Origin of the sequence: Mycolicibacterium sp. ND9-15, from assembly GCF_035918395.1 — a bacterium.
Lineage (GTDB): Bacteria > Actinomycetota > Actinomycetes > Mycobacteriales > Mycobacteriaceae > Mycobacterium.
The window spans coordinates 4,719,808-4,745,482 of sequence record NZ_CP142362.1 but is presented as its reverse complement, the minus strand read 5'-3'; the positions used below and the strand labels follow the sequence as shown (position 1 = coordinate 4,745,482).

23 protein-coding genes, 1 tRNA gene and 1 pseudogene are annotated in these 25,675 nt (G+C 67.8%); 7 read left to right on the top strand and 18 right to left on the bottom strand.

Annotation, left to right across the window (positions count from 1 at the left end; all coding sequences use genetic code 11):
* Nucleotides 1-10 precede the first annotated feature (10 nt).
* From hisG to QGN32_RS22420, 7 genes are all read right to left on the bottom strand, one after another.
* Nucleotides 11-856, bottom strand: coding sequence for an ATP phosphoribosyltransferase (gene hisG, locus QGN32_RS22450; RefSeq protein ID WP_326549211.1), 846 nt, complete (start codon nt 854-856; stop codon nt 11-13).
* Between the two features lie 8 nt (nt 857-864).
* Nucleotides 865-1,146: a phosphoribosyl-ATP diphosphatase gene (locus QGN32_RS22445; protein ID WP_326546366.1), complete on the bottom strand. Its 282-nt coding sequence runs from the start codon at nt 1,144-1,146 to the stop codon at nt 865-867.
* Nucleotides 1,147-1,162: 16 nt separating this feature from the next.
* Entirely contained in the window at nt 1,163-2,710 is a 1,548-nt protein-coding gene (locus tag QGN32_RS22440) for an FAD-binding protein (RefSeq protein WP_326549210.1), read from the bottom strand.
* On the bottom strand, nt 2,707-4,164 hold the full coding sequence (locus QGN32_RS22435) for a sugar porter family MFS transporter (protein ID WP_326546365.1): 1,458 nt from the start codon (nt 4,162-4,164) through the stop codon (nt 2,707-2,709). The genes QGN32_RS22440 and QGN32_RS22435 overlap by 4 nt, the downstream gene beginning before the upstream one ends.
* 56 nt (nt 4,165-4,220) lie before the next feature.
* Nucleotides 4,221-4,904: an HAD family hydrolase gene (locus tag QGN32_RS22430; RefSeq protein ID WP_326546364.1), complete on the bottom strand. Its 684-nt coding sequence runs from the start codon at nt 4,902-4,904 to the stop codon at nt 4,221-4,223.
* 208 nt (nt 4,905-5,112) lie between these two features.
* On the bottom strand, nt 5,113-8,832 hold the full coding sequence (gene metH, locus QGN32_RS22425) for a methionine synthase (protein WP_326549209.1): 3,720 nt from the start codon (nt 8,830-8,832) through the stop codon (nt 5,113-5,115).
* Between the two features lie 231 nt (nt 8,833-9,063).
* Nucleotides 9,064-9,189: a hypothetical protein gene (locus tag QGN32_RS22420; protein WP_326546363.1), complete on the bottom strand. Its 126-nt coding sequence runs from the start codon at nt 9,187-9,189 to the stop codon at nt 9,064-9,066.
* Nucleotides 9,190-9,271: 82 nt separating this feature from the next.
* Here QGN32_RS22420 and QGN32_RS22415 point away from each other — a divergent pair, with 82 nt between their 5' ends.
* A complete protein-coding gene (locus tag QGN32_RS22415) occupies nt 9,272-10,123 on the top strand; it encodes a PAC2 family protein (RefSeq protein WP_326546362.1) in 852 nt (283 codons plus the stop codon).
* 231 nt (nt 10,124-10,354) lie between these two features.
* Here the strand turns inward: QGN32_RS22415 and mshC are convergent, their stop codons facing one another.
* Genes mshC through QGN32_RS22380 form a run of 7 tightly spaced genes read right to left on the bottom strand, consistent with a single transcriptional unit; the run spans nt 10,355 to nt 15,796 of the window.
* Complete coding sequence (gene mshC, locus QGN32_RS22410) at nt 10,355-11,593, bottom strand: cysteine--1-D-myo-inosityl 2-amino-2-deoxy-alpha-D-glucopyranoside ligase (protein ID WP_326546361.1); 1,239 nt, start codon at nt 11,591-11,593, stop codon at nt 10,355-10,357.
* 60 nt (nt 11,594-11,653) lie between these two features.
* Nucleotides 11,654-12,433 (bottom strand): 3'(2'),5'-bisphosphate nucleotidase CysQ, encoded by a 780-nt coding sequence (locus QGN32_RS22405; protein WP_326546360.1) that lies wholly within the window; start codon nt 12,431-12,433, stop codon nt 11,654-11,656.
* Between the two features lie 3 nt (nt 12,434-12,436).
* Complete coding sequence (locus QGN32_RS22400; RefSeq protein WP_326546359.1) at nt 12,437-13,270, bottom strand: SCO1664 family protein; 834 nt, start codon at nt 13,268-13,270, stop codon at nt 12,437-12,439.
* Nucleotides 13,254-13,841 carry a DUF3090 domain-containing protein gene (locus tag QGN32_RS22395; RefSeq protein ID WP_326546358.1) on the bottom strand — a complete coding sequence of 196 codons (588 nt, stop codon included), beginning with the start codon at nt 13,839-13,841 and terminating at the stop codon, nt 13,254-13,256. The genes QGN32_RS22400 and QGN32_RS22395 overlap by 17 nt, the downstream gene beginning before the upstream one ends.
* Before the next feature lie 46 nt (nt 13,842-13,887).
* Nucleotides 13,888-14,616 (bottom strand): histidine phosphatase family protein, encoded by a 729-nt coding sequence (locus QGN32_RS22390; RefSeq protein ID WP_326546357.1) that lies wholly within the window; start codon nt 14,614-14,616, stop codon nt 13,888-13,890.
* Nucleotides 14,613-15,443, bottom strand: coding sequence for an undecaprenyl-diphosphate phosphatase (locus tag QGN32_RS22385; protein WP_326549208.1), 831 nt, complete (start codon nt 15,441-15,443; stop codon nt 14,613-14,615). Before QGN32_RS22385 ends, QGN32_RS22390 begins: the two co-directional genes overlap by 4 nt.
* A 44-nt stretch (nt 15,444-15,487) precedes the next feature.
* On the bottom strand, nt 15,488-15,796 hold the full coding sequence (locus QGN32_RS22380; protein ID WP_326546356.1) for a hypothetical protein: 309 nt from the start codon (nt 15,794-15,796) through the stop codon (nt 15,488-15,490).
* 129 nt (nt 15,797-15,925) lie between these two features.
* Between QGN32_RS22380 and QGN32_RS22375 the strand changes: the two genes are divergently transcribed.
* The 3 genes from QGN32_RS22375 to QGN32_RS22365 are packed head-to-tail and all read left to right on the top strand — an operon-like array spanning nt 15,926 to nt 18,316.
* Complete coding sequence (locus QGN32_RS22375) at nt 15,926-16,981, top strand: YncE family protein (protein WP_326546355.1); 1,056 nt, start codon at nt 15,926-15,928, stop codon at nt 16,979-16,981.
* Nucleotides 16,978-17,247 carry a DUF5703 family protein gene (locus QGN32_RS22370; RefSeq protein ID WP_326546354.1) on the top strand — a complete coding sequence of 90 codons (270 nt, stop codon included), beginning with the start codon at nt 16,978-16,980 and terminating at the stop codon, nt 17,245-17,247. Before QGN32_RS22375 ends, QGN32_RS22370 begins: the two co-directional genes overlap by 4 nt.
* Nucleotides 17,248-17,254: 7 nt before the next feature.
* Nucleotides 17,255-18,316, top strand: coding sequence for a quinone-dependent dihydroorotate dehydrogenase (locus QGN32_RS22365; protein ID WP_326549207.1), 1,062 nt, complete (start codon nt 17,255-17,257; stop codon nt 18,314-18,316).
* On the opposite strand, the gene QGN32_RS22360 is transcribed toward QGN32_RS22365, so the two are convergent.
* The 3 genes from QGN32_RS22360 to QGN32_RS22350 form a co-directional block, all read right to left on the bottom strand.
* On the bottom strand, nt 18,310-18,435 hold the full coding sequence (locus QGN32_RS22360) for a hypothetical protein (RefSeq protein WP_326546353.1): 126 nt from the start codon (nt 18,433-18,435) through the stop codon (nt 18,310-18,312). The genes QGN32_RS22365 and QGN32_RS22360 overlap by 7 nt on opposite strands.
* 103 nt (nt 18,436-18,538) lie before the next feature.
* Nucleotides 18,539-19,069, bottom strand: a complete 531-nt coding sequence (locus QGN32_RS22355; protein ID WP_326546352.1) for a YbhB/YbcL family Raf kinase inhibitor-like protein — start codon at nt 19,067-19,069, stop codon at nt 18,539-18,541.
* A 17-nt stretch (nt 19,070-19,086) separates the two neighbouring features.
* Nucleotides 19,087-20,430, bottom strand: a complete 1,344-nt coding sequence (locus QGN32_RS22350; protein ID WP_326546351.1) for a M20/M25/M40 family metallo-hydrolase — start codon at nt 20,428-20,430, stop codon at nt 19,087-19,089.
* Between the two features lie 72 nt (nt 20,431-20,502).
* Between QGN32_RS22350 and QGN32_RS22345 the strand changes: the two genes are divergently transcribed.
* The 3 genes and pseudogenes from QGN32_RS22345 to QGN32_RS22335 all read left to right on the top strand — a co-directional run bounded on the left by QGN32_RS22345 (nt 20,503) and on the right by QGN32_RS22335 (nt 21,611).
* A tRNA-Leu gene (locus QGN32_RS22345) sits at nt 20,503-20,588 on the top strand.
* Nucleotides 20,589-20,848: 260 nt separating this feature from the next.
* A pseudogene (locus QGN32_RS22340) lies at nt 20,849-21,173 on the top strand (type II toxin-antitoxin system Phd/YefM family antitoxin); the annotation flags it as partial.
* A gap of 3 nt (nt 21,174-21,176) precedes the next feature.
* Entirely contained in the window at nt 21,177-21,611 is a 435-nt protein-coding gene (locus QGN32_RS22335; protein WP_326546350.1) for a type II toxin-antitoxin system VapC family toxin, read from the top strand.
* A 113-nt stretch (nt 21,612-21,724) separates the two neighbouring features.
* Here QGN32_RS22335 and QGN32_RS22330 read toward each other — a convergent pair whose 3' ends face one another.
* Nucleotides 21,725-25,672, bottom strand: coding sequence for a bifunctional nitrate reductase/sulfite reductase flavoprotein subunit alpha (locus QGN32_RS22330; protein ID WP_326546349.1), 3,948 nt, complete (start codon nt 25,670-25,672; stop codon nt 21,725-21,727).
* Nucleotides 25,673-25,675: the final 3 nt, after the last annotated feature.

The following is a 25,675-nucleotide window of genomic DNA, read 5'->3' as shown; positions in this document are numbered from 1 at the left end:
TCCCGCGGAATCAGAAGCGACAGAACCGGATGTCGGAGGCCAGGATCGCCTTCGCGCCGATCGCGGCGAGCTCGTCCATGATCGAGTTGACATCGCGTCGAGGTACCAACGCACGCACCGCCACCCAGGCTGGGTCGGCGAGCGGAGCGATCGTCGGCGACTCCAATCCGGGGGTGACCGCGGTCGCCTCGTCGAGCACGCTTCGCGGACAGTCGTAATCGAGCATCAGGTACTGCTGCCCGAACACCACACCCTGCACACGGGCGACCAACTGGCCTCCGGTGGCGCTGTCCGGGGCGCCGTCCCGCTCGATCAACACCGCCTCGGAGTCGCATAGCGAATCGCCGAACGCCACCAGATTGTGTAGGCCGAGCGTGCGGCCCGAGCCGACGACGTCGGCGATCGCATCGGCCACGCCGAGTTGCACGGAGATCTCGACGGCGCCGTCCAGGCGGATCACCGTCGCTTCGATGCCGTGCGCCGCGAGATCCTTTTTCACCAGGTTCGGGAACGCGGTGGCGATCCGCTTGCCCGCGAGATCCTCGACGCGCCACTGGCGTCCGGCCGGCGCCGCGTACCGAAACGACGACGATCCGAAGCCGAGCGCCAACCGCTCTCGCACGGGAGCATCCGATTCGGCGGCCAGATCGCGCCCGGTGATGCCGAAATCCAGCTGCCCCGATCCCACATAGATCGCAATGTCCTTGGGGCGCAGGAAGAAGAATTCGACGTTGTTGGCCGGGTCCACGACCGTCAGGTCCTTCGGATCGGTGCGGCGCCGGTATCCCGCCTCGGAGAGGATCTCGCTCGCCGGTTCGGACAGCGTGCCCTTGTTCGGGACGGCGACGCGAAGCACGGCAGACATCACAGCTTCTCGTAGATGTCGTCGAGGGTGAGGCCGCGCGCGATCAGCAACACCTGTGTCCAGTACAGCAGTTGGCTGATCTCCTCGGCGAGGGCCTCGTCGCCCTCGTGCTCGGCCGCCAGCCACACCTCGCCGGCCTCTTCGAGTATCTTCTTGCCGATCCCGTGGATGCCGCCGTCCAGCGCGGCGACGGTGCCGCTACCTGCGGGACGGGTCCGGGCGCGCTCGCTGAGCTCGGCGAACAGGGCGTCGAAGGTCTTCACGGCACGCGATTGTGTCACGCCCGCGCACGCCGGGTCACGCGGGTTTGCCCGAGCCGACCATGTGCAGCGCGGCCAGGTGACTGAACAACAGCGATGCCCCGATCGGGTTCCCGCCGCCGGGATAGGTCTCCCCCGAGACCGCGGCCATCGTGTTGCCCGCCGCATACAGACCGGGAATCGGCCGGTCGGAGGTGTCGAGGACGCGGGCATCGGGGTCAGTGCGCAGCCCGCCCTTGGTGCCCAGGTCGGAAACCCCGAACGCCGCAGCCCGGTAAGGCGGCGTGTCGATCGGCACCAACGGCGACGCGCCGCCGGTGAACGCTCGGTCGAACGATTCAATGCCGCGACCGAAGTCGTCGTCGACGCCACGGCGCGCGAACTCGTTGAAGTGCCGCACGGTGTCCTCGAGATGTGCCGCTGGAACACCGATCTCGCGGGCCAGCCCGCTCAAGGTGTCGGCTTGCACCCACAATCCCCTGGCCCGGTAGTCGTCCGTCGGTGAGAAGGACACATTGGTGGCCATGACGGGCGGTTGTTCGCCGCTGCGGCTGTCGTAGACCATCCAGTACGGCGTCCCGACCGTACCGTCACCCATCGCGCGCAGTATCGTTCGGCCCAGGCGGTCGTAAGCCGCCGATTCGTTGGCGAAGCGGCGCCCGGCACGGTCGACGAAGATGCCGCCGGTGAAGCACAACGCGAAAGCTGCGCGGCCGTCCGGATGGATCAGACCCGGCGACCACCACGCCTGATCCATCAAATCCACACTGGCCCCGACGGCGATCGCCGCGCGGTGCGCCAACCCGGTGTTGGCGGGCGCCCCCATGGTGTCGCGAGCCGCGCCGGGGACGCCGTATTCGGCCCGCATCTCGGCGTTCTGTTCGAATCCGCCTGCGGCGAGCAGGACACCGCGGCGCGCCGAAATCGTGCGCCGCAGGCCGTCGTGCTCCACGACTGCGCCGACGACGCGACCGCCGTCGACCACCAATTCGACGAGCCTGGTGGACAGATGGGCCGTCACGGCGGGGTTGTCCGCCATCGCCCACAGGAACCGTCCGATCAGGGCCCGGCCACCCGTGAGCAGATCGGGCTGCGGCGCCCCGAGGCGTTCATGGTCCAGCGGTCCGCGCACCAGGCCCGCGAACCGGCCGAGCCGCTCGTCCGGTACCGCCTTGGACACGATGTGGCGCATACCGTCAGTGCGGGCGCCGGCCGCCGAACTGTAATAGTCGGGCCAGGGCAGGACCCTGAACGCGAAGTGCTCGTCGCGTTCGAGGTAGTCGATCAGGGCGGCGCCCCCGCGGACATAGGTCTCCTGAAGCCCAGCGGGCGTGCGGTCGCCGACGACCTCGCGGTAGTAGCGCAGCGCGTCGTCGATGGTGTCGTCGCAACCGGCGCGGGCGAGCACCGCATTGCACGGGTACCACATTCCGCCGCCGCCGGAGTAGGCGAACGTGCCGCCGAGCCGGTCGGTCGCCTCCACGATGGCGACTGAAAGCCCCTCTCGCGCAGCGGTATAGGCACCGGCCAGCGCTCCGGCGGAGCCGGCGACCAGGACGTCGACCGACTCGTCGTTGTCCGTCAGACGCTTTCCTCCTGGGGCGAGGCCTCGTTGCCCATGTCCTCGAGGTGCTTACCTTTGGTCTCAGAGACCAACCGCCACACGAACAGGAAGGACAACAGGGCGCAGATGGCGTAGAAACCGTAGGCGATGCCGAGCGAGAAGTCGCCGAGTGCCGGGAACGAGGCCGTGATCGCGCAGTTTGCCACCCACTGCGCGGCGGCGGCCAGGCCGAGCGCGGCACCGCGGATGCGGTTGGGGAACATCTCGCCGAGCAGCACCCACACCACCGGGCCCCACGACATGCCGAAGGACACGACGAAGAGGTTGGCGGCCACCAGCGCGATCGGCCCGGCAATCCCCTGCAGGTCCGGCTGGCCGTCCACCACCGGCGCCGTACCGAAGATCACCGCCATCGTGCCGAGCGTGACGGTCATGCCCGTCGACCCGACGAGCAACAGTGGTTTGCGGCCGACCTTGTCGATCAGCGCGATCGCGATCAGCGTGGTGACGATGTTGGTCACCGATGTGATCACGGTGATGATGAACGCCTGGGCCTCACCGAAGCCTACGGCCTCCCACAGCACGTTCGAGTAGTAGAAGATCACGTTGATGCCCACGAACTGCTGGAACACCGACAGCAGCACACCCACCCAGACGATGCCGTAGAGACCGCCGGTCGGCTTGCGCAAGTCGCGCCACGAAGGTGGCTTCTCCGACTTCAGCGATTCCTTGATGCGCGTGATCGTCACCTCGAGATTCGTTTCACCCAGCAGCTTGGTCAACACCCGCCGGGCTTCCGGAATCCGGTATGTGGCAACGAGATAGCGCGGTGACTCCGGGATCGTGAAGGCCAGCCCACCGTAGACGACGGCGGGCACCGCCATCACGATGAACATCCAGCGCCAGGCCTCCATGCCCAACCAGAGCTCCTCGCGCGACCCGCCGGCGAGGTGGGCCAGCAGAGCGTCGATGGCCAGCGATATGAAGATGCCGGACACGATGGCCAACTGCTGCAGTGAGCCGAGCCGGCCGCGGATGCGAGGCGGGGAGGTTTCGGCGATGTAGGCGGGCGCGATGACCGATGCCACGCCCACGCCGAGGCCGCCGACGATGCGAAAGAACCCGAACACCCATACGTTGGTGGCCAGGCCGGCGCCGAAGGCGCTGACGAAAAACAGCAGCGCCGCGATCTTCATCACCGAGAGGCGACCGACCTTGTCGGCGAGCCGACCCGCGAACAACGCGCCGAGGGCGGCGCCGATCAGTGCGGCCGCGACGGCGACGCCGACCACGGTCTTACTGATCTCGAAGTGGTCCTCGACCGCCGAGACCGCACCGTTGATGACCGCACTGTCATAACCGAACAGCAGGCCGCCGAGGGCCGCTACCGCCGCGATGAGGATGACGCGCCCACTGTGCTCGCTTTCCTCGTAATCCACACCTGCCGAAGACTCGCCGGCGGGTCCGTGAGTCATGTGACACCCTTCCGCAGCATCGCGCGATGGAGTCACATTCAATCACAGGCCGGTCGTCAGGCGGTGCGTTCTTCGACGTGCGAAGCCAGTTCGAAATGCACTCTGCGCAAGTCCGCAACGCGCATCCCGACGAGCGAGAAGACCTGGCGCCGGCGCGGTCCGCCGGGCACCGCTACGTCGTTGGGTACCACCAGTACCGGGCATCCGGCGTCCTCGGCCGCGGCCGTGCCGGTGACCGAGTCCTCGATCGCCAGACATGCGGCCGGATGCAGCCCAAGCAACGCCGCCGCGCGCTCGTACACGTCGGGCGCGGGCTTGCCGCGGGCTACCTCGTCGCCGCATACCGTCACCGAAAAATATTGGCTGCCAATACTGTTCAGCGCGCGATCGGTCAGTGCCCGCTGGGTGTTGGTGACCAGAGCCGTCGGAGTCCCTTCGGCGGCAAGTGCTTCCAACAACTCCTGCGCCCCGTCGCACCACGGCAGCCCGCCGTCGAACAACCCGGCCGTGTAGTCGTGCAGCCAACGGCTCGACTCAGCCATCGCGCGCGGATCCGGGTCGAGCCCGAGGTCGACGTAGACGGTCCGAATGGTGTCCTCGGCCGAACCGCCGACCATCGATTCCCGCACCCGTGGGGTCAACCGGCCGCCCAGTTCGGTGTACAGCGCGGCCAGCGAGATGTCCCAAAGTTTCTCGGAATCGACCAGGGTGCCGTCCATATCGAAGAGGACCGCACGCATGATCCCGATTCTGTCAGAGCGAGCGCGGAGGGTGAAAATCATGCCGATTCCTGTGACCGGAGCCACCTCTAGGGTGGATCGCGGTGGTGCTATGCACTAATCGGTTGATCGCACGCATCTCCTGCGTGAAATCAACCAGTCAAGCGCCTCGAAGCTCGCCGCGCACCCGCTCGCGTAAAGCGTTCGCGCCGTCGGCCATCACCACCGCTCAGTCCTCCGGGTTGTAGCTGAGGTTGGAGCTCAGCCAGCGCTCGGCTTCGGCCAGCGTCCAGCCCTTGCGGGTCGCGTAGTCGGCGACCTGGTCCTGAGCCACCCGGCCGACCACGAAGTACTGCGACTGCGGGTGCGAGAAATACCAGCCGCTGACGGCGGCACCAGGCCACATCGCCATCGAATCGGTCAGCTCGATGCCGGTACGCTTGTGCACGTCCAGCAGCTTCCAGAGCGTCGCCTTCTCGGTGTGCTCCGGGCACGCCGGGTAGCCCGGCGCAGGGCGGATGCCGACGTACCTTTCCCCGATGAGTGCGTCGTTGTCCAGTTGCTCGTCGGGCTGGTATCCCCAGAACTCCATGCGCACCCGTTGGTGCAGCCGTTCGGCGAAAGCCTCTGCCAGCCGGTCGGCGAGCGACTCCAGCAGGATCGCGCTGTAGTCGTCGAGGGCGGCCTTGAACTCCATGATCTTGTCCTGGCTGCCGAGCCCCGCGGTGACCGCGAACGCGCCGACGTAGTCGGCCAGACCGGTCTCCTTGGGCGCGATGTAGTCGCCCAGCGAGCGGTTCGGGATGCCCTGCCGGTGCTCACCCTGCTGACGCAGGTTGTGCAGCGTGGTCAGCACCTGCGTGCGGGTGTCGTCGGTGTAGACCTCGATGTCGTCAGCGACCGCGTTGGCTGGGAAAAACCCGATCACCCCGTTGGCGGTCAGCCACTTCTCCTTGATCAGGGTGTCGAGCATCTCCTGGGCGTCGTCGTACAGCTTGCGGGCAGTCTCGCCCGTGGCCGGGTTGTTGAGGATGTCGGGGAAGCGGCCCTTCATCTCCCAGGCGTTGAAGAACGGCTGCCAGTCGATGTACTCGCGCAGCTCCGCGAGGTCGTATTCCTGAAAGTCACGTACTCCCGCGCCCATTGCCGGCATCGGCGGCGTGTAGCCGCCCCACTCGATCGGGGTCCGGTTCGCGCGGGCCATCTGGAGCGTCAGCATCGGCCGCTCGTTCTTCGCGGCGTGGCGTTCGCGAAGGGACGCGTAGTCCTTCTCGGTGGCCTCCAGCAGGGCGGGACGCTGGTTGTCGTCGAGCAGCGCGGCAGCGACCGGCACCGAGCGGGAGGCGTCCTTGACCCAGACCACCGGACCGCTGCGACGCGGCGCTATCTTCACGGCCGTGTGCGCCCGCGAAGTGGTCGCGCCACCGATCAGCAGCGGGATCTCCAGGCCCTCCCGTTCCATTTCGACGGCGAAGTTCACCATCTCGTCCAGCGACGGGGTGATCAGGCCCGACAACCCGATCATGTCGGCGTCGTGCTCCTGCGCCGTGGCCAGGATCTTCTGGGCGGGCACCATCACGCCCAGGTCGATCACGGTGTAGTTGTTGCACTGCAACACAACCCCGACGATGTTCTTGCCGATGTCGTGGACGTCGCCCTTGACCGTCGCCATCACGATCGTGCCGTTGGTTCGCTCGGCGTCACCGGGCTGCTTCTCCGCCTCGATGAACGGCAGCAGGTAGGCGACGGCCTTCTTCATCACCCGGGCCGACTTCACCACCTGGGGCAGGAACATCTTGCCCGACCCGAAGAGGTCACCGACGACGTTCATGCCGTCCATCAGCGGGCCCTCGATCACCTCGATCGGGCGACCGCCCGCGGCGGCGATCTCTGCGCGCAGCTCCTCGGTGTCGTCGTCGACGTGGGCGTCGATGCCTTTGACCAGGGCGTGGGTGATCCGCTCGCGGACCGGCAGGGATCGCCACTGCGCTGCCGTGGGGTCCTCCTCCTTGCCCTTGCTGTTGAACCGTTCGGCGATCTCGAGCAGGCGCTCGGCGGCATCCGGGCGACGGTTCAGCACGACATCTTCGATGCGGTCCCGCAGTTCGGGGTCGATCGAGTCATACGGCACCAGCGCACCGGCGTTGACGATGCCCATGTCCAGGCCGGCGTCGATGGCGTGATACAGGAACACCGCGTGGATGGCCTCGCGGACCGGGTTGTTGCCGCGGAAGGAGAACGACACGTTCGAGATGCCGCCCGAGAGGTGCACTCCGGGCAGGTTCTCCTTGATCCAGGCACAGGCCTCGATGAAGTCGATGCCGTAGGTCGCGTGCTCCTCGATTCCGGTCGCCAGCGCGAAGCAGTTCGGGTCGAAGATGATGTCCTCGGCCGGGAAGCCGACCTGCTCGGTCAGGATCCGGTAGGCGCGCCCGCAGATCTCCTTACGGCGCTCCAGGTTGTCGGCCTGCCCCTGCTCGTCGAAGGCCATCACGACCACGGCGGCACCGTACTTTCGGCACAGCCGGGCCTCGTGGATGAACTTCTCCTCGCCCTCCTTCATGGAAATCGAGTTGACGATCGGCTTGCCCTGCACGTTCTTCAGGCCCGCCTCGATGACCTCCCACTTGGAGGAGTCGATCATCACGGGGACCCGGCTGATGTCCGGCTCCGAGGCGACCAGCTTGGTGAACCGGTCCATCGCGGCGACACCGTCGATCATGCCCTCGTCCATGTTGATGTCGATGACCTGCGCGCCCACTTCGACCTGCTGCAGGGCGACCGACAGCGCGGTGTCGTAGTCCTCGGCCTTGATCAGGTTGCGGAACCGGGCGGAGCCGGTGATGTTGGTGCGCTCACCGATGTTCACGAACAGGGAGTCCTCGGTGATGTTGAGCGGTTCCAGGCCCGACAGGCGGGTGGCCACCGGAATCTCGGGCACCCGGCGCGGCGGCAGGCCCTCGACGACCCTGGCGATCTCGGCGATGTGCGCCGGCGTCGTTCCGCAGCAACCACCGGCGAGGTTGATCAGGCCGGCCTCGGCGAACTCGGCGAGGTAGCCGGCCTGACGCTCCGGGGTCTCGTCGTACTCGGCGAAGGCGTTGGGCAGCCCGGCGTTGGGGTAGCAGGATACGAAGGTGTCCGCGATCCGCGACATCTCGGCGATGTAGGGCCGCATCTCCGGCGCACCCAGGGCGCAGTTGAGGCCGACCGCGAGCGGCTTGGCGTGCCTGATCGAGTTCCAGAATGCTTCGGTGACCTGGCCGGACAACGTCCGCCCGGAGGCATCGGTGATGGTGCCCGAGATTATCACCGGCCAGCGGCGTCCGCGGTCCTCGAACAGCGTCTCGAGGGCGAACACAGCGGCCTTGGCGTTCAGGGTGTCGAAGATGGTCTCGATGATGATGAGGTCGGCACCGCCGTCGACCAGGCCGTTGGCGGCTTCGAGGTAGGCGGTAGCCAGTTGGTCGTAGGTGACGTTGCGGGCTCCGGGGTCGTTGACGTCCGGCGAGATCGACGCGGTGCGCGTCGTCGGACCGAGCGCGCCGGCGACGTAGCGGGGCTGCTCCGGGGTGCTGAACTCGTCGCAAGCCGCCCGCGCCAGGGCGGCGCCGGCGTGGTTCAGCTCGTAGCTCAACTCCGCCATGCCGTAGTCGGAGAGCGAGACCGCGTTCGCGTTGAACGTGTTGGTCTCCAGGATGTCGGCGCCCGCCTCCAGATATTCGCGGTGGATCGCCGCGATGATCTGCGGTTGTGTCAGGTTGAGCAGGTCGTTGTTGCCCTGAAGGTCGCTCGGCCAGTCGGCGAACCGCTCGCCGCGGTAGCCGGCCTCGTCGGGCCGGTCTCGCTGGATCGCCGTGCCCATCGCGCCGTCGATCACCATGATCCGAGCGCGCAGAGTGGCCGTCAGTTCGTCGGTGCAGTCCGGGCGGATGTTCGACTCCCCCATGTTTGGCTCAACGGCGTTCACGTGCACTCCTTCCGTAGCGGAAGGCGTCCTTGCTTCTGCCGAGCGTGGCGGACACGGGGTCCGTTGCAACGCCTCTCGACCTCCGAAAGTCTACGTTGTCACCGGATCGACGTGTGGGACGCCAACCGGTCGGCCCCGACCCGCTCGGCGACCGCGTTGCCCGTGAGTGACAACTCGCGGATCTTGTCGGCAGCGTCGTACACACGAGGCTTAACGAGATTGCAGCCGAACGCATTCCGTCCCGTTCGCGTGGGGCCGTTTCTCGCTGAGGATCTGGGTGCCCATCGCGCCGGCGAGCAACACCGTGTCGTGTGCGCGATCGTCGACATCAGCCACGAAATACAGGGTAAACGCCGGATCGAATCAGCTCGTGTGGCGATGGCGCTCCTACCCGCCGCACAGGGCTTACGCTGGCGTTGTGATCCCGGACCTGCCCGAACTGAACGACGCGATCGTCGTCGCAGCATTCGAAGGCTGGAACGACGCCGGTGACGCGGCCAGCGACGCGGTGGAGCACCTGGACGCCATCTGGGAGGCCGAGACGATCGTCGAGATCGACGACGAGTCCTACTACGACTACCAGGTGAACCGGCCGGTGATCCGGCAGGTAGACGGGGTCACGCGGGAGTTGGTGTGGCCCTCGATGCGCATTTCGCACTGTCGGCCGCCGGGGGCTGACCGCGACATCGTGTTGATGCACGGCGTCGAGCCCAACATGCGCTGGCGCACGTTCTGCGCGGAGTTGGTGGCGATCGCCGACAAACTCAACGTCCAGACCGTCGTGATCCTCGGCGCCCTGCTGGCCGACACGCCGCACACCCGCCCGGTGCCCGTGTCCGGCGCGGCCTACTCGTCGGACTCCGCCAAGGTGTTCGGGTTGGAAGAGACGCGTTACGAAGGCCCGACCGGCATCGCCGGGGTGTTCCAGGATGCGTGTGTGCAGGCCGGTATCCCGGCGGTCACGTTCTGGGCAGCGGTCCCGCATTACGTTTCGCAGCCGCCGAATCCCAAGGCCACGGTGGCGCTGCTGCGCCGCGTCGAGGACGTACTCGACATCGAGGTGCCCCTGGCCGACCTGCCCACGGCGGCCGAGGAGTGGGAGCAGGCGGTGTCGGAGATGACCGCCGAGGACGAGGAGATCGCCGAGTACGTGCAGTCGCTGGAGGAACGCGGCGACGCCGAGGTCGACATGCACGAAGTGCTCGGCAAGATCGACGGCGACGCGCTCGCCGCGGAGTTCGAGCGCTACTTGCGGCGCCGAGGGCGGTAGCGCCCGGCTTCTGGGCTGACGAACCTGGCGTGTGAAACCTGGGCGGAATCGAGGCCGACTTTCCGCCCAGGTTTCACACACGCGCGTGGGTCCAGCTGCGGCAGCAGTTCGGATACCGACTTGAGCGTCGACGCCGTGGCACTGTCACCCTCGCGAGACGTACACCAGGGTTGTGATACGACGCCAATCGCGACCCTGGTGTAGTTCTCGCGAGCGCAACGACTCGCGGCTCTAGAGCCGAATGCCCAGCAGCGCGTCGACCGCGGTCGCCACCGTGCGACCGGCCTCGGTGTCGTGGCCGCCGTAGCTCAGCGCGTCGGTGGTCCAACCGTCGAGGGCGGCAAGCGCTTTCGGTGTGTCGAGATCGTCGGCCAGATAACGGCGCACCCGGCCCACCACGTCGGTCGCGTCCGGTGCGCCCGGCAGGGCGACCGCGGCGCGCCACCGGCTCAGCCGCTCGACCGCCTCGGCGAGCACGGCGTCACTCCAGTACCGGTCGGCGCGGTAATGACCGGCGAACAGTCCGAGCCGGATCGCCGCGGGGTCGACGCCCTCGGCGCGCAACCGTGAGACCAGCACCAGATTTCCGCGGCTCTTGCTCATCTTGTGGCCGTTCCAACCGATCATGCCCGCGTGTACGTAGTGACGCGCGAATCTCCGCTCACCGGTGACGGATTCGGCGTGGGCGGCCGAGAACTCGTGGTGGGGGAAGATCAGGTCACTGCCGCCGCCCTGGATGTCGAGGTCGGTGCCGATGCGGCTCAGCGCGATCGCGGCGCATTCCACATGCCAGCCGGGCCGGCCCGGCCCGAACGGCGACGGCCAACTCGGCTCCCCCGGCCGTTGCGCCTGCCACAGCAGCGCGTCGAGTACGTCGCCCTTGCCGGGGCGGTCGGGGTCGCCGCCGCGCTCGGCGAACAACTGCCGCATGGTGTCGCGGTCGTAGCCGGACTCGTAGCCGAACTGCGCGGTGGCATCGGCGCGGAAGTAGACGTCGGGGTACTCGGCGTCCTCGACGATGTAGGCGGCCCCGGACGCCAACAGCTTCTCGACGACCTCGATGACCTCGGCGATGGCTTCGGTTGCCGCGACGTAGTCGTGCGGCGGCAACACCCGCAACGCGGCCATGTCCTCACAGAACAGCTCGGTCTCGCGGTCGGCGAGTTCGCGCCAGTCGATGCCGTCGCGCTGCGCACGCTCGAACAGCGGATCGTCGACATCGGTGATGTTCTGCACGTAGTGCACCCGATGGCCGGCGTCCAGCCAGATGCGATGCACGAGGTCGAACGCCAGGTAGGTGGCGGCGTGGCCGAGATGGGTCGCGTCGTACGGGGTGATACCGCAGACGTACATCGTGGCCGTCTCCCCGGCGCCGACCGGGCGGACCTGCCGGTCGGCGCTGTCGTAGAGGCGCAGCTGCGGACCGCGGCCCGGCAGCGCCGGGACGACAGGAGCCGGCCACGAATTCACAACATCGACTCTAGGCATCGAGGGGACCGACAACGCGGGCGCCTGTTTCATTCCCGGAAGTCAATCGCGCCAGTGGCTCCGGTACGCCGACAGGATCCCGTCGAGCAGCGCTTCGCTGAGCTCCGGCCGGCACATCAGCAGGTCGGGCAGGTACGGGTCGCGCCGGTTGTAGAGCAGCTCCGAGCCGTCCAGGCGGGTCGCGTGCAGGCCGGCGGCCTGCACCACCCCGGCCGGGGCCGCCGAATCCCACTCCCACTGACCGCCGGCGTGCAGGTAGGCGTCGACATCGCCGCGCACCACCGCCATCGCCTTGGCGCCCGCCGATCCGATGCGCACCAACTGGATGTCCATCCGGTCGCGCAGCCACCACAGCACCGGCGGCGGCCGGTTGGCACTCGCAGTGATCAGGATGGGGCCGTCGGCGCGCGGTGGCGGCGGGGTCACGGTGTCGGTGCGGTAGACCTCGTTGCGGGCGGGCAGCGCAACGGCCGCGTCGGTGATGCGACCGTACGGGCCGCCGTCGCGTCGCCACAACGCGACGTGCACGGCCCAGTCCGTCCGTCGCGGCATGGAGAACTCGTGGGTGCCGTCGACCGGATCGACGATCCAGACCCGGTCGGCGTGCACACGAGACAGATCGTCGACAGCCTCCTCGGACAGCACCGCGTCGTCGGGCCGCGCGGCGCGGAGCCGATCGAGAATCAGCTTGTTGGCCAGCTTGTCGCCGGTGTCGCCAAGGTCGTAGGGATCGTAGAAGCCGACCTCCTCGCGCACCTTCACCAGCATCTCGCCCGCCTCGGCGGCCACCTCGGCGGCCAGCGCCGCATCTGTCTGGGTCATCGCTCAGAACGCCGGCCACGGTATCGGACGGCGCCGATCGGGCGGCGGCATCACCGGATCATTCAGCAGCGCAACGGTTCTCGCGAGCAACGCGATGATCTCACGCTCGGTGATGTGGCGGCACAACTCATCGGCCAGCCCGTTTCGCAGCTGGTCGCGCAGCGCGCTCACCGACTCGAGCGTCTGGTCGTCGACGGGTTTACCGGCCCAGCCCCACAGCACGGTGCGCAGTTTGTCCTCGACGTGCAGGGTCACCCCGTGGTCCACGCCGTACAGGTGTCCGTCCACCCCGCACAGGATGTGGCCGCCCTTGCGGTCGGCGTTGTTGACCAGCACGTCGAACACCGCCATCCTGCGCAACCGGTCGTCGTCGGCATGCACCAGGGTGACCTCGTCGCCGGCGTAGTCATAGGCCTGCAGGACGGGCAGAAAGCCCGGTGGGATCCGCCCGGCGGGAAGCAGATCCACCAGGTCCGGTCCCGACGGCCGTTCGTCGTCGACGTCATCGCCTGGCTGGTCCACCCACAGCTGTACCATGCCCTCACCCGCCGGGCCACCGCGAATGATGGTGTAGGGCACGACATTCCATCCCAAGGCCGACGACACCAAGTACGCGCTTCGTTCCCGGCCGGCAAGTGTGCCGTGAGGGAAGTCCCACAGCGGCGCCTCGCCCGCGACCGGCTTGTATACGCAATGTACCTGCCGCTCACCGAGGTTCGCCTCGCACAGGAAGGTGGCGTTGCTGGCCGAGCGGATGCGTCCGATGACGGTCAGCTCGCCGCGCAGCAGAACCTCCTCGCGGACGGCATCGGACCCGGCGTCAGATGTCGACGTCATCGTCGGACTCGGCGAAGGCGCCGCGCCGGTACCCGTTGGTGCGCACGCAGATGTGGCCCTCGGGGTCCAGCGGCTCGTCGCACAACGGACAGGGCGGTCGGCCCGCCGAGATAACCCGATTGGAGCGTGTTGCGAATTCACGCGCCGACTCGGGGGTGAGGAAGACGCGCACCGCGTCTGGGCCCTCCTCCGCGTCGTCGAGCACCACCGAGGCGTCGAACTCGGTTTCCGTCACCGCAAGCAGTTCGACAACGACGGTCTGCGCCTCGGAGTCCCAGCCCAGCCCCATCGTGCCGACCCGAAACTCCGCGTCGACCGGCGTGATGAGCGGGCTGAGGTCGTCGACCTCGCCGGTGTCGGGCGGGACCGGGGTGCCGAATCGGCGGTTGATCTCGAGTAGCAGCGCGGCGATCCGCTCGGCGAGCACGGCGACCTGTTGCTTCTCGAGCACCACCGACACCACTCGGTTGTCGTGTACGGCCTGCAGGTAGAACGTGCGGTTGCCGGGTTGGCCGACGGTCCCGGCCACGAAGCGGTCGGGTGTGCGGAAGACGTGGATTGCGCGGGGCATGGCACTCTCCAAAATACCTGTCAGGGCTTGTCAGACGTAATCGCGATCAGCCGGTCGAACCGCCGACGACCGCGTCCTCCGGCGGCACGTCTCCATCTCCTTCCCCATGTCCGGAGTCGGCTTGGCCGTCGGTCCTGGCCGGTTTGGGAAGCAGCCCGGACGTCAGTCGGTCACCGGTGTGGTTGACGTGGATCACGAACGGCCGCATCGACGTGTAGCGGATCACGCTCATCGACGCCGGGTCGGCGGTGATCCGCTGGAAGCTGTCCAGATGGGTGCCCAGCGCATCGGCGACGATCGCCTTGATCACATCGCCGTGGGTGCACGCCACCCACAGCGCATCGCCCTCGTACTCCTGTGCCAGCAGACGGTCGTGCTCGCGCACCGCGGCCACCGCGCGGGCCTGCACCTGAGCCAGACCCTCTCCGTCGGGGAACACGGCCGCGCTGGGTTGCTGCTGCACCACCGTCCACAGCGGCTCCTTCACCAGGTCGGCGATCTTGCGCCCGGTCCAGGCCCCGTAGTCGACCTCGGAGATCCGCTCGTCGACGACCACGCCCAAGCCCAGCGCGGCGGCCAGCGGCTCCACGGTCCGCTCGCACCGCAGTAGCGGCGATCGCACGATCGCACGGATCGGCAGCGTGCCGATTCTGGCCGCCACCGCCTGCGCCTGCTCGCGCCCCGTGTCGTCGAGGTCTACGCCCTCGGACCGGCCGGCAAGCGTGTGAGCGGTGTTGGACGTCGAGCGGCCGTGCCGCAACAGGATCACGGTCATGTCGCGGCCACCACGCCCGTCGCCAACAGGATCAGCACCACAGTTCCCAGCATGACCCGATAACCGACGAACCAGTACATGCTGTGCCTGACCAGGAACCGCAGGAACCACGCCACCGCCGCGAACCCGACGACGAACGCGATCACGGTGGCCACCAGCAATTGGGGACCGCTGGCACTCATTCCCTCCCCGACGGGGTGGAAGGCGTCGGGCAACGAGAACAGCCCCGAGGCGAACACCGCCGGGATGGCGAGAAGGAAGCCGAACCGGGCGGCCACTTCGCGGTTGAGGCCGAGAAACAGCCCCGCGCTGATCGTCGCCCCGGAACGGGACACACCGGGTAGCAGCGCCAGGCACTGCGCCAGGCCGACGACGATGCTGTCCTTCCACGTCAACTGCTCGACGGTGCGGGCTTGGCGGCCGAAGTACTCGGCGGCGGCGATGACGGCGGAGAACGCGATCAACGCGATCGCGATGGCCCACAGATTCCTTGCGCCCGTGCGGATTTCGTCCTTGAACAGCAGTCCGAGAACACCGATCGGGACGGTGCCGACGATCACGTACCACCCCAGCCAGTAGTCGGCGGTACGGTGCGCGGTGACGAATAACCCGTTGAACCAGGCTTTGATGACGCGGCCGATGTCCTTGGCGAAGTAGAGCAACACCGCGAACTCGGTGCCGATCTGGGTGACGGCGGTGAACGACGCACCCGCGTCGTCGGCGAAGAACACGCGTGACGTGATCGCCAGATGCCCCGATGACGAAACGGGCAGGAATTCGGTGAGCCCCTGCACTATCGCGAGGACGACGACCTGCGCCCACGACATCGCCGGCACGTCCGTCACGACGACGACCGTACCGTGAGCGGATGCTAGCGGCCGGTCCGCGCCACCGGCTGGGCCTCGGCCACCAGATCCCGCACCGCCGCGCCCACGCTGCGCCGGTCGGTGAGGTCGATATCGGTCAGCTTGCGGCTGGAGACCGCGACCACATCCTCTTCGAGCGGGACCGGTCCGGCCAGCCGAGGACGGTAGATCTCGACGACCAGCATCTGCCGTTCGACATGGAACGAGAAGCTCCGGCCGTCGCCCACCTGGCCGAACCCGCTGGCGTGCAGCCCGGTGGTCATGTCCTCGATCGCAAAGTCCGCGCCCAGTTCGCGGTCGGTAGCGAGGGTCATGATCGCACCATACCGCCGACCGGCCCAACGATTGCGAGGGCACGGCGGGCGGCCGAAAAGGAACCGCGCGCGGTCTGCCTAGACTGGCGAATCAGTCGATCTACCGTACGCACGACCGAGAGCTACCCCTTGCCGCCGAAAATAAACACCTCGAGCCAGCCTGTTCGCTGGATCGTGACGGTGCTGGCAATCCTCATGGTCGGCGGCTGCTCGTCCGGGCCATCCGATGCCCCACCAACCATCGCGCCCGCGCAGGCGGCCGAATCCCCGCCGGTCGCCGGCCGACCGGACGGCGTGGTGCGGCCGTTGGCCGGCCACGCACAGGCCGCGATCGTCGACGCGGCGAGCGGTTCATTGGCCGTGCTGGCCCCTGGTGTGGCCGGCCAATCGCAGGTCACGGTGTTTTCGGCAGCTGGAGACGAGGCCGCGACAGTGTCGCTGCCGACCGCAGCCACCGCGTTGACCGGCGACGGCGCTGGTCACGCCTACGCGGCGACCCGGGGCGGCTACCACCGGATCGACCTCGCCGCCCGCAACGCCACCAAGGTCGGCGTCGAGGGGCACCCCGACACCGAGTTCACCGCGATCGCCCGCCGCGCGGACGGCCGGCTTGTGCTCGGCAGCGCCGACGGCGCGGTCTACACGCTGGCCCGCGACACGCCGGCCTCCGACACCTCCGTCGCCGCCGAACTGGCGATCTTCGCTCGCGTCGATGCGCTTGTCGCACAAGGTAATACAGCCATTGTACTGGACCGGGGCCAGACGTCGGTGACCGCGGTGTCCGAAAGCGGCGCCGAGCAGACGCAGGCGCTGCGCGCCGGTGAGGGTGCGACGACGATGGTCACCGACAGCGACGGCAGGGTGCTGGTCGCCGACACCCGGGGCGACGGACTGCTGGTTTTCGGTACGGACCCGCTGATCCTGCGTCAGCGCTATCCGGTGCCCGACGCCCCCTATGGTCTGGCGGGGTCGTCGACACTGGCCTGGGTGTCGCAGACAGCGGCGAACGAGGTCGTTGGCTACGATCTGGCCACCGGCATACCCGTCGAGAAAGTGCGATATCGAACCGTGCAGCAACCGAACTGCCTGGCTTATGACGAATCCTCTGGCACGCTGTACGTGGTGTCCGGATCGGAAGCGGGTGTTCAGGTGATCGTCGACGCGGCGAAGGGCTACGCCCGATGAGCACCCTTCACCGCGGTCGGATGCCACCGGGCTGGGAGGACGCCGTCAAGGCCGACGTGTCAGACGATTACGAGTGGATCCCACTGCGGCTTCCGCCGGACGTGACCCGCGTCAGCGCGTCGACCCGGTTGTCGATCGAAGCCGAATACCGTGGGTGGGAGCTCACCCACGTCCGCCTGTACACCGATGGCTCGCGGCGGGTGTTGCTGCGACGCAAGAAGACCGCGTCCGGTCGCGCGGGCGTCCCCGAGCAGCCGGCGCAGTGATTCGATGATGTACCCCACGCTACGGCGTGCGCTGTTTCTCGTTGCGCCCGAACGGATTCACACGTGGGTGTTCGCCGTACTACGGGCCGTCACCTACCTGCCATGGCCGCGGCGCGCGCTGAAACGGTGGTTGGGGCCTCGCGATCCGGTGCTGGCCAGCACGGTGTTCGGGGTTCGGTTCCCCGGGCCGCTCGGCCTGGCGGCGGGCTTCGACAAGAACGGCAGCGGACTGCACACCTGGGGTGCACTCGGCTTCGGCTACGCCGAGGTGGGCACCGTGACGGCACAGGCGCAGCCCGGCAACCCGAAGCCGCGGATGTTCCGGTTGTCTCATGACCACGCACTGTTGAACCGGATGGGCTTCAACAACCACGGCGCGGGCGAACTCGCCATGAAGTTGGCTCGCCACCTGCCCGATGTCCCGATCGGGGTGAACATCGGCAAGACGAAAGCCACCCCAGCCGACGAGGCGGTGCAGGACTACGCGACGTCCGCCCGCCTGCTGGGACCGCTCGCGTCGTTCGTGGTGGTCAACGTCAGCTCCCCGAACACCCCCGGACTGCGCGACCTCCAGGCGGTGCAGTCGCTGCGCCCGATCCTGACCGCGGTGCAGGCGGAGACGTCGACCCCGGTGCTGGTGAAGATCGCACCGGACCTGTCCGACCAGGATGTCGACGAGATCGCCGACCTGGCAGTCGAACTCGGCCTCGCCGGGATCGTCGCCACCAACACGACGGTGTCACGCGACGGACTGACCACCGAAGGCGTCGACGACCTGGGCCCCGGCGGAATCTCCGGACGGCCGGTCGCGCGCCGCTCGGCGGAGGTGCTGCGCAGGCTGTACCGCCGCGTCGGTGACCGCCTGGTGCTCGTCAGTGTCGGCGGCATCGAGACCGCCGAGGACGCCTGGGATCGGATCACCGCCGGCGCCTCACTGCTGCAGGGGTACACGGGGTTCGTGTACGGCGGCGGGTTCTGGCCCAAGCGAATCCACGACGGCATCGCCCACCGCCTGCACGAGGGAGGCTTCGGCTCGTTGGCCGATGCGGTGGGTTCTTCGGCTCAGTAACGCTTGCGCTTGCGGATGAATTCGCCCGCCTCGGCTTCGCGCTGGCGCTTCTCCGCGCGGCGCTCCTTCATCGACCGTTCGGCCTTCTTCGGACTCTTCCCCGGTTTCTTGTCAGCCATTGTCGCTCCTTACGCAGAAGTGGCAATCACCAACGGCGACCATACGTCAAGTCCCGGGAAAAGCCAGTCGTGCAGGTAATCGAAGCGCGCAGAGCAGGTTTCGCTACTTCTGCTCGTAGGTGCCGTGGATCAGCGCCCGCGCGATCGCATGCTGGAACAGATTGAAACCGAGGTAGGCCGGGGTCGCGTCCTCGGGCAGATCCAGCTTCTCGACGTCGACGGCGTGCACGGCGACGATGTAGCGGTGCGCGCCGTGTCCTGGCGGCGGGGCCGCGCCGATGAAGCGCTTGAGTCCTGCATCGTTGCGCAGGGTGAGCGCATCGCCGGGCAGTCCGCTGCCGTCCCCGACGCCGGCGGGCAGTTCGGTCACGGTGGCGGGCAGGTTTGCCACCGCCCAGTGCCAGAAGCCGGATCCGGTCGGGGCGTCGGGGTCGTAGACGGTGACCGCGAAACTGCGGGTCTCCTCCGGGAAGCCCGACCACGCCAGATGCGGCGAGACGTCGCTGCCGCCGGCCCCCATGATGCCGCTGACCTGGTCGTTGCCGAGCGGTTGGCCGTCTTCGATGGTTTCCGACGTCAGCGTGAACGACGGCAACTCGGGGAGGAACTCGTACGGGTTGTAGTCAAACGCCATTGACTTGTCCTTTCCTATCAGCAGTGAAGCAGGAAGTGCTCGAGGACCTGGGTACCGAACTTCAACGCGTCAACGGGTACCCGTTCGTCGACGCCATGGAACAGCGCGGTGAAATCGAGGTCTGGCGGCAATTGCAGTGGCGCAAAGCCAAAGCACCGAATCCCCAACTGAGCGAATGCTTTTGCATCGGTCCCGCCGGAAAGCATGTACGGCACGATGCGGGCGTCGGGATCCACCGACAGAATCGCTCCGTTCATCGCGTCGACCAGGTCCCCGTCGAAGGTGGTCTGGTAGGACGGCAGTTGGGTGACCCACTCTCGGGTTACGTTCGGGCCGATCAGTTCGTCGACCTCGCGTTCGAAGGCGGCCTGGCGGCCCGGCAGGATGCGGCAGTCCACCACGGCTTCGGCCGACGCCGGGATGACGTTGGCCTTGTACCCGGCCTTGAGCATGGTGGGGTTGGCGGTGTCGCGCAGCGTGGCGCCGACGACGCGGGCGATCGGGCCGAGCTTGGCGATCGCGCCCGGTAGATCCGGCGACTCGATGTCGAATGAGTACCCGGTCTCCTCGGTGATCGCCTGCAGGAACTGACCGACGGCCTCGGTCATGACCAGCGGGAACTCGTGACGGCCCAGCTTCGCGACCGCCTCCGCGACCGCGGTCACGGAGTTGCTGTCGTGGATCATCGAACCGTGCCCGGCGTGGCTGCGCGCCGTCAGCTTCATCCAGTTCATCGACTTCTCCGCGGTCTCGACGAGATAGAGGCGTCGCTCACCGCCGTCCTTGCGCGGCACGGTCAAGGAGAAGCCGCCGACCTCCCCGACCGCCTCGGTGACCCCGTCGAACAGGTCCGGGCGGTTCTTGACCAGCCAGTGGGACCCGAACTTCCCGCCGGCCTCCTCATCGGACAGGAACGCGAAGATCAGATCACGCGGGGGGACGATGCCGGCGCGTTTGAAGTGCCGCGCGATCGCGATCATCATGCCGCACATGTCCTTCATGTCGACCGCGCCACGTCCCCACACGTAGCCGTTCTCGACGGCGCCGGAAAACGGGTGCACGCTCCAGTCGGAGGCCTCGGCCGGCACCACGTCGAGGTGGCCGTGCAGCAGCAGCGCCCCGCGCGAGGGGTCGGCGCCCTCCAGTCGGGCGAACACGTTGCCCCGGGTCGGCCCGCCCGCCTCGACGTACTGGGTGGTGTACCCGACCTCTTGGAGTCGATCGGCCACCCACTGGGCGCAGTCGGCCTCGCCCTTGGTGGTGGCCGGGTCGCCCGTGTTGGACGTGTCGAACCGGATGAGCGTGCTGACGAGGTCGACGACCTCCGCCTCGGCATTGACGGGACCAGTCACAGTCACCATTCGTACCATTGACCTGCCCGCTGGGTTTGGGTCCGGCCTCGGTGATCCGATAGCCTTAGCTGCCCACAGCAGGTCCGAGTGGCGGAATGGCAGACGCGCTAGCTTGAGGTGCTAGTGCCCAATTAACGGGCGTGGGGGTTCAAGTCCCCCCTCGGACACAATTTGTTAGCTAGTAATATAGCTAACCCGCTCTGAAGTCGATCAGAGAGGGATTTCCGAATTTGCTGACATCGATTGGGCATCGCGTTGATGTCGCAAATCTGTGGTACGGCGGGAACCGACTTCCGACACGGCTGAGCTGCCGTCTCCACGCGGCTGACTACGAACGCCAGCTGCGCCGATGTCCCACCGGGGACGGCAAACACTCTCCGCCGCAACATCTTCGGATGCGGCTCGGACGAAGGCGACCAGTCCAGGTCGCCGGTGCCACACTCAGTAGTGACATGTACAAATCACGGTTCAGTGAGTGTACAGTTCAGGGTATGGATGTATCCGTGACCGAGTTGCGCGCGCACCTCAGCGATTGGCTCGATCGCGCTCGAGCTGGCGGTGAAGTCGTCATCACCGACCGCGGGATTCCGGTCGCGCGACTCACCGCGCTCGACAGCGCAGGCACCTTGGAGCGTCTCACGGCCGAAGGCGTGATTGGCAAGGCCACCGCGCAGCGGCCCGTCGCTGCGGGCCGGTCCGGGCCCCGACCGCGGCGGCCGGTGTCTGACCGGGTCAGCGACCAGCGGCGCTGACCGGTGCCGCTCGTCTACTTCGACGCCAGCGCCTTCGTCAAACTTCTCACCACGGAGACAGGAAGCTCGCTGGCGTCCGCGCTGTGGGACGGCTGCGACGCCGCATTGTCCAGCCGCCTGGCCTACCCCGAAGTCCGCGCCGCACTCGCCGCAGCAGCCCGCAATCACGACCTGACCCAATCCGAGCTCGCCACTGCCGAGCGTGAGTGGGAAGACTTTTGGGCCGCCACCCGCCCAGTCGAACTCACCGCGACGGTTGAGCAGCACGCCGGCCACCTCGCCCGAGCCCACGCCTTGCGCGGAGCCGACGCTGTCCATCTGGCCAGCGCGTTGGCAGTCGGCGACCCCAACCTGATCGTCGCCGTTTGGGACCGACGCCTGCACACCGGAGCCCAAGCCGCCGGGTGCCGAGTCGCGCCCGCCCAACTCGACCCGTAGTCCGAGCGCCCGACATTGGAGTGAGTCAACCCCAGCACGGATGACGATCAGGTACCGATTCGCCAGGTCTTAACCCGTGTCGTAGATGGCCAAGTCCCCCCTCGGACACCAGGTCAGTACACGTCCCGCACGTAGCGCTTGGTCGCGACCAGTTCGCGCTTGTAGTCGTGTGCCTGCTCGTGCGACATCCTGCCGTGCCGCTCGATGATCGTGGTCAGCGCGGCGTCGACGTCTTTGGCCATGCGGGCGGCGTCGCCGCAGACGTAGAAGTGCGCGCCGTCGTCGAGCCAGCGCCACACCTCGGCGCCCCGGTCGAGCATTCTGTGCTGGACGTACACCTTCGACGATTGATCGCGGGAGAATGCCAGATCCAGCCGGTCGAGCAGGCCGTCGCGGGCCATGTCCTCGAAATCGTCCCGGTAGTAGTAGTTCTGGTCGCGGCGCTCTTCGCCGAAGAACAACCAGTTGCGGCCGCGGTGGCCGAGGGCCCGCCGCTCCTGCAGGAACCCGCGGAACGGTGCGATGCCCGTGCCGGGACCGACCATGATCATCGGGATCGATCCGTCTTCGGGCGGGCGGAAGTGCGGTGATCGCTGCAGAAACACCGGGGCCGACGCGGCGCGGTCGGCGAGGAAGGTCGAGCAGACCCCGCCGCGCCGCCCGCCGTGGGCGCCGCGGTAGCGCACCACCGACACCGTCAACTGCACCTCGTGGGGGCTGACCAGCGGGCTCGACGAGATCGAATAGCTGCGCGGGGTAAGCCGGACCAGCACCTCCCGCCACTCGTCGGGGTCGGCGTGGACGACGAACTCCTGGACGAGGTCGAGCCCGTTGCGGCCGGCCAGCCACTTGTCGAGCTTCGCCTTGTGCGCGTTCAGCACCTTGGCGTCACGGCTGTGCTCGGCGATGAAGCGCACCAGGTCCGGGGTGATCCGGCAGAAGTCGTAGTGCGAGATCAGCGCGTCGCGAAACGACTTCTCGGCGCCGTCCACCTCGACCACGTACTGCCCCGGCATGCCGGTGGCGGCGAGCCAAGAGTCCACCACGACGGGATCGTTGGTGGCGCACACCCCCAGCGAGTCGCCGGCGGCGTAGCTGACGTCGTGCTGCGATACGTCAAAGCCGAACTGCCGCACTTCTTTTCGTGATGCCGGCCCGCTCAGGAGCACGTTCCGCGACAGCGGCACGACGATGGGGCTGGCCCGTGTGAACGGCTGCGCGACCGTAGTGGGCCGCACGACTGTCGAGACACTTCCCGACGGTGGCGAGGTGGTTATCTCGGGATTGAGCAGTGCGGTCACGTCATCTGCCCAACGCCGCATCCGCTCGTCGTCATGGGCTTCGCATTCGGCGCGCTCGAGCAGCCGGACCGCGCCGAGGTCCGCCAGCCTGGCGTCGACCGCCTTGGCGTGACCGCAGAAGTTGTCGTAGGACCGGTCGCCGATACCCAGCACCGCGTACCGCAGCCCCGGTAATGCCGGCGCCTCGGACTGCAGCCGCTGCCAGAAGCCGGCACCGTTGTCGGGTGGCCCGCCGTCGCCGAAGGTGCTGGTGACGACCAGCACGTCGCGCGCCACGGCCAGGTCCGCGGGCGCGAGTTCGTCCATGTTCACGCACTGCGCCCCGCCGAGCCGGTCGGCCAGTCGCGCGGCGAAGTCCTCCGCGGTGCCGGTCTGCGACGCCCACAACACGAGCGGACCATCGTCGAGTTGCGGCGATGCCGTCGGCTCCTCGGACGGGGGGCGGGACTGCCCGGCGAGCAACCCGTTGATCCAGTGCCGCACTTCGCTGCACACGGGCGCGGAATCGGGCAGTACCGGGACCTCCGACTGGGCCTCGGCCAGCCCGCTGAAAAAGCCCGACACGTACAGCGATTCCTGTTCGGTGAGCGCCGGCGAGGCGACGGGCCGCAGGTTGACCGCGCAGACCTTGAACTCGGGCTGCAGTGAGTCGGGGTCGACGGCGTCGTTGGTGAGCGCATTGACGGCCAGGCCGGCGCCGTGGTCGTCATTCCAGTGGAACGGTGCGAAACAACAGCCCGGACGCACCCGGTCGGTGACGGTGGCCGGCAGCACCGCGCGGCCGCGCCGCGACGTGAGCTCGACGGGCTGCCCGCTCTCGATGCCGAGGGTGCGGGCATCGTCGGGGTGAATTTCGACGAACGGCCCGCCGTCGAGCTTGTTGAGGGCATCGACCCGCCCCGTTTTGGTCATGGTGTGCCACTGATGTTGCAGCCGACCGGTGTTGAGCACCAAGGGGTAGTCGTCATCGGGCAGTTCCCGCGCGTCCATGTGCGGTCGGGCATGGAAGATCGCACGCCGCGACGGGGTCGGGAAGGCCAGTCGGGGGGCGTGCCCGCGTTCGTCGACGAAGTACTCCTGGCTGACACCGTCGTTGAGGTAGCGGATGGGGTGGCGGTCCGCCTCGTCGTTCGGCGGGCATGGCCACTGCACCGGAGTCTGCCGCAACCGCGCATAGCTGGCGCCGCGCAGGTCGTACCCGGTCGTGGGGTTCCAGAACCGCCGGATCTCGTCGAAGATCTGCTCGCTGGAGGTGTAGGAGAAGTGCTCCGCGAATCCCATGTGGGCGGCCACCTGGCAGATCAACTGCCAGTCCGGCCGGGCCTGTCCCGCCGCGGGAATGCACTGCTGCAGCAGGGTCAGGTTGCGTTCGGAGTTGACCATTACCGCGTCTGACTCACCCCACATCGCGGCGGGCAGCACGATGTCGGCGTAGGTGTTGGTGGCCGTGGCGCGGTAGGCGTCCTGGGTGACGACGAGTTCAGCGGCCTGCAAGCCGTCGATGACCGTCGACCGGTTGGCGACGGTCGCAACCGGATTGGTGCAGATGATCCAGCACGCCTTGATCTTGCCGTCGGCAAGCTGACGAAACATCTCAATGGTGCCGGGGCCGACGTCGGTACGGATCGTGCCGGGCGGCAGGTTCCACTGCTCCTCGACGAACGCGCGGTCCTCTGCCGAGGTCACCGAACGCTGGCCGGGCAATCCCGGTCCCATGTAGCCCATTTCGCGTCCGCCCATCGCATTGGGCTGTCCGGTCAGCGACATCGGTCCGCTGCCGGGCCGACAGATCGCCCCGGTCGCCAGGTGCAGGTTGCAGATCGCGTTGGTGTTCCACGTCCCGTGGGTGCTCTGGTTGAGCCCCATCGTCCAGCAGCTCAGCCAGTCCCCCGCCGCGGCGATCATCCGTGCGGCGGTGCGGATGTCGGCCTCCGCGAGTCCGGTGATGCGGGCGACCCGGTCGGGGGTGTAATCGGCGAGGAACGCCGGCATCGCCGCCCAGCCGTCGGTGTGCTCGTCGATGAAATCACGGTCGATGTCCCCGCTTTCGACGAGCAGATGCAGAAGGCCGTTGAGCAGCGCGAGGTCGGTGCCCGGTTTGATCTGCAGGAAGAGGTCGGCGCGTTCGGCTGTGGCGGTACGGCGCGGGTCGACGACGATCAGCTCGGCGCCCGCCTTGAGCCGATCGACCATCCGCAGGTACAGAATCGGGTGGCAGTCGGCCATGTTGGAACCGATGACGAAAAACAGGTTCGTGCAGTCGAAGTCGGCATAGGACCCCGGTGGTCCATCGGCGCCCAGTGATTGCTTGAAGCCGGTGCCGGCGCTGGCCATGCATAGTCGCGAGTTGGACTCGATGTGCACCGTGCGCAGAAACCCCTTGGCCAGCTTGGTCGCAAGATACTGGGCTTCCAAGGACATCTGGCCCGACACGTACAGCGCGACCGCATCTGGGCCGTGCTCGTCGACGATCGCCCGGAGCCGCCGCCCCGCCTCGGCGACCGCGTCGTCGACGGGCGTCGGGACCGGTTCCTCGTTCCGGCTGGGCCGCAGCAGTGCCGATGCCAGCCGGCCGCCGTCGGCGCGCATCAACTCCGCGTGGGTGGCGCCCTTGGTGCAGAGCCTGCCGAAGTTGGCCGGGTGCAGCTTGTCTCCGGCGACCCGCGCGATGACCGGCCTGCCGGTATCGCGGTCGGTGGCGGTGTGCACCTCGATACCGCAGCCCACGCCGCAGTACGAGCACGCCGTCCTGGTCACCATGGG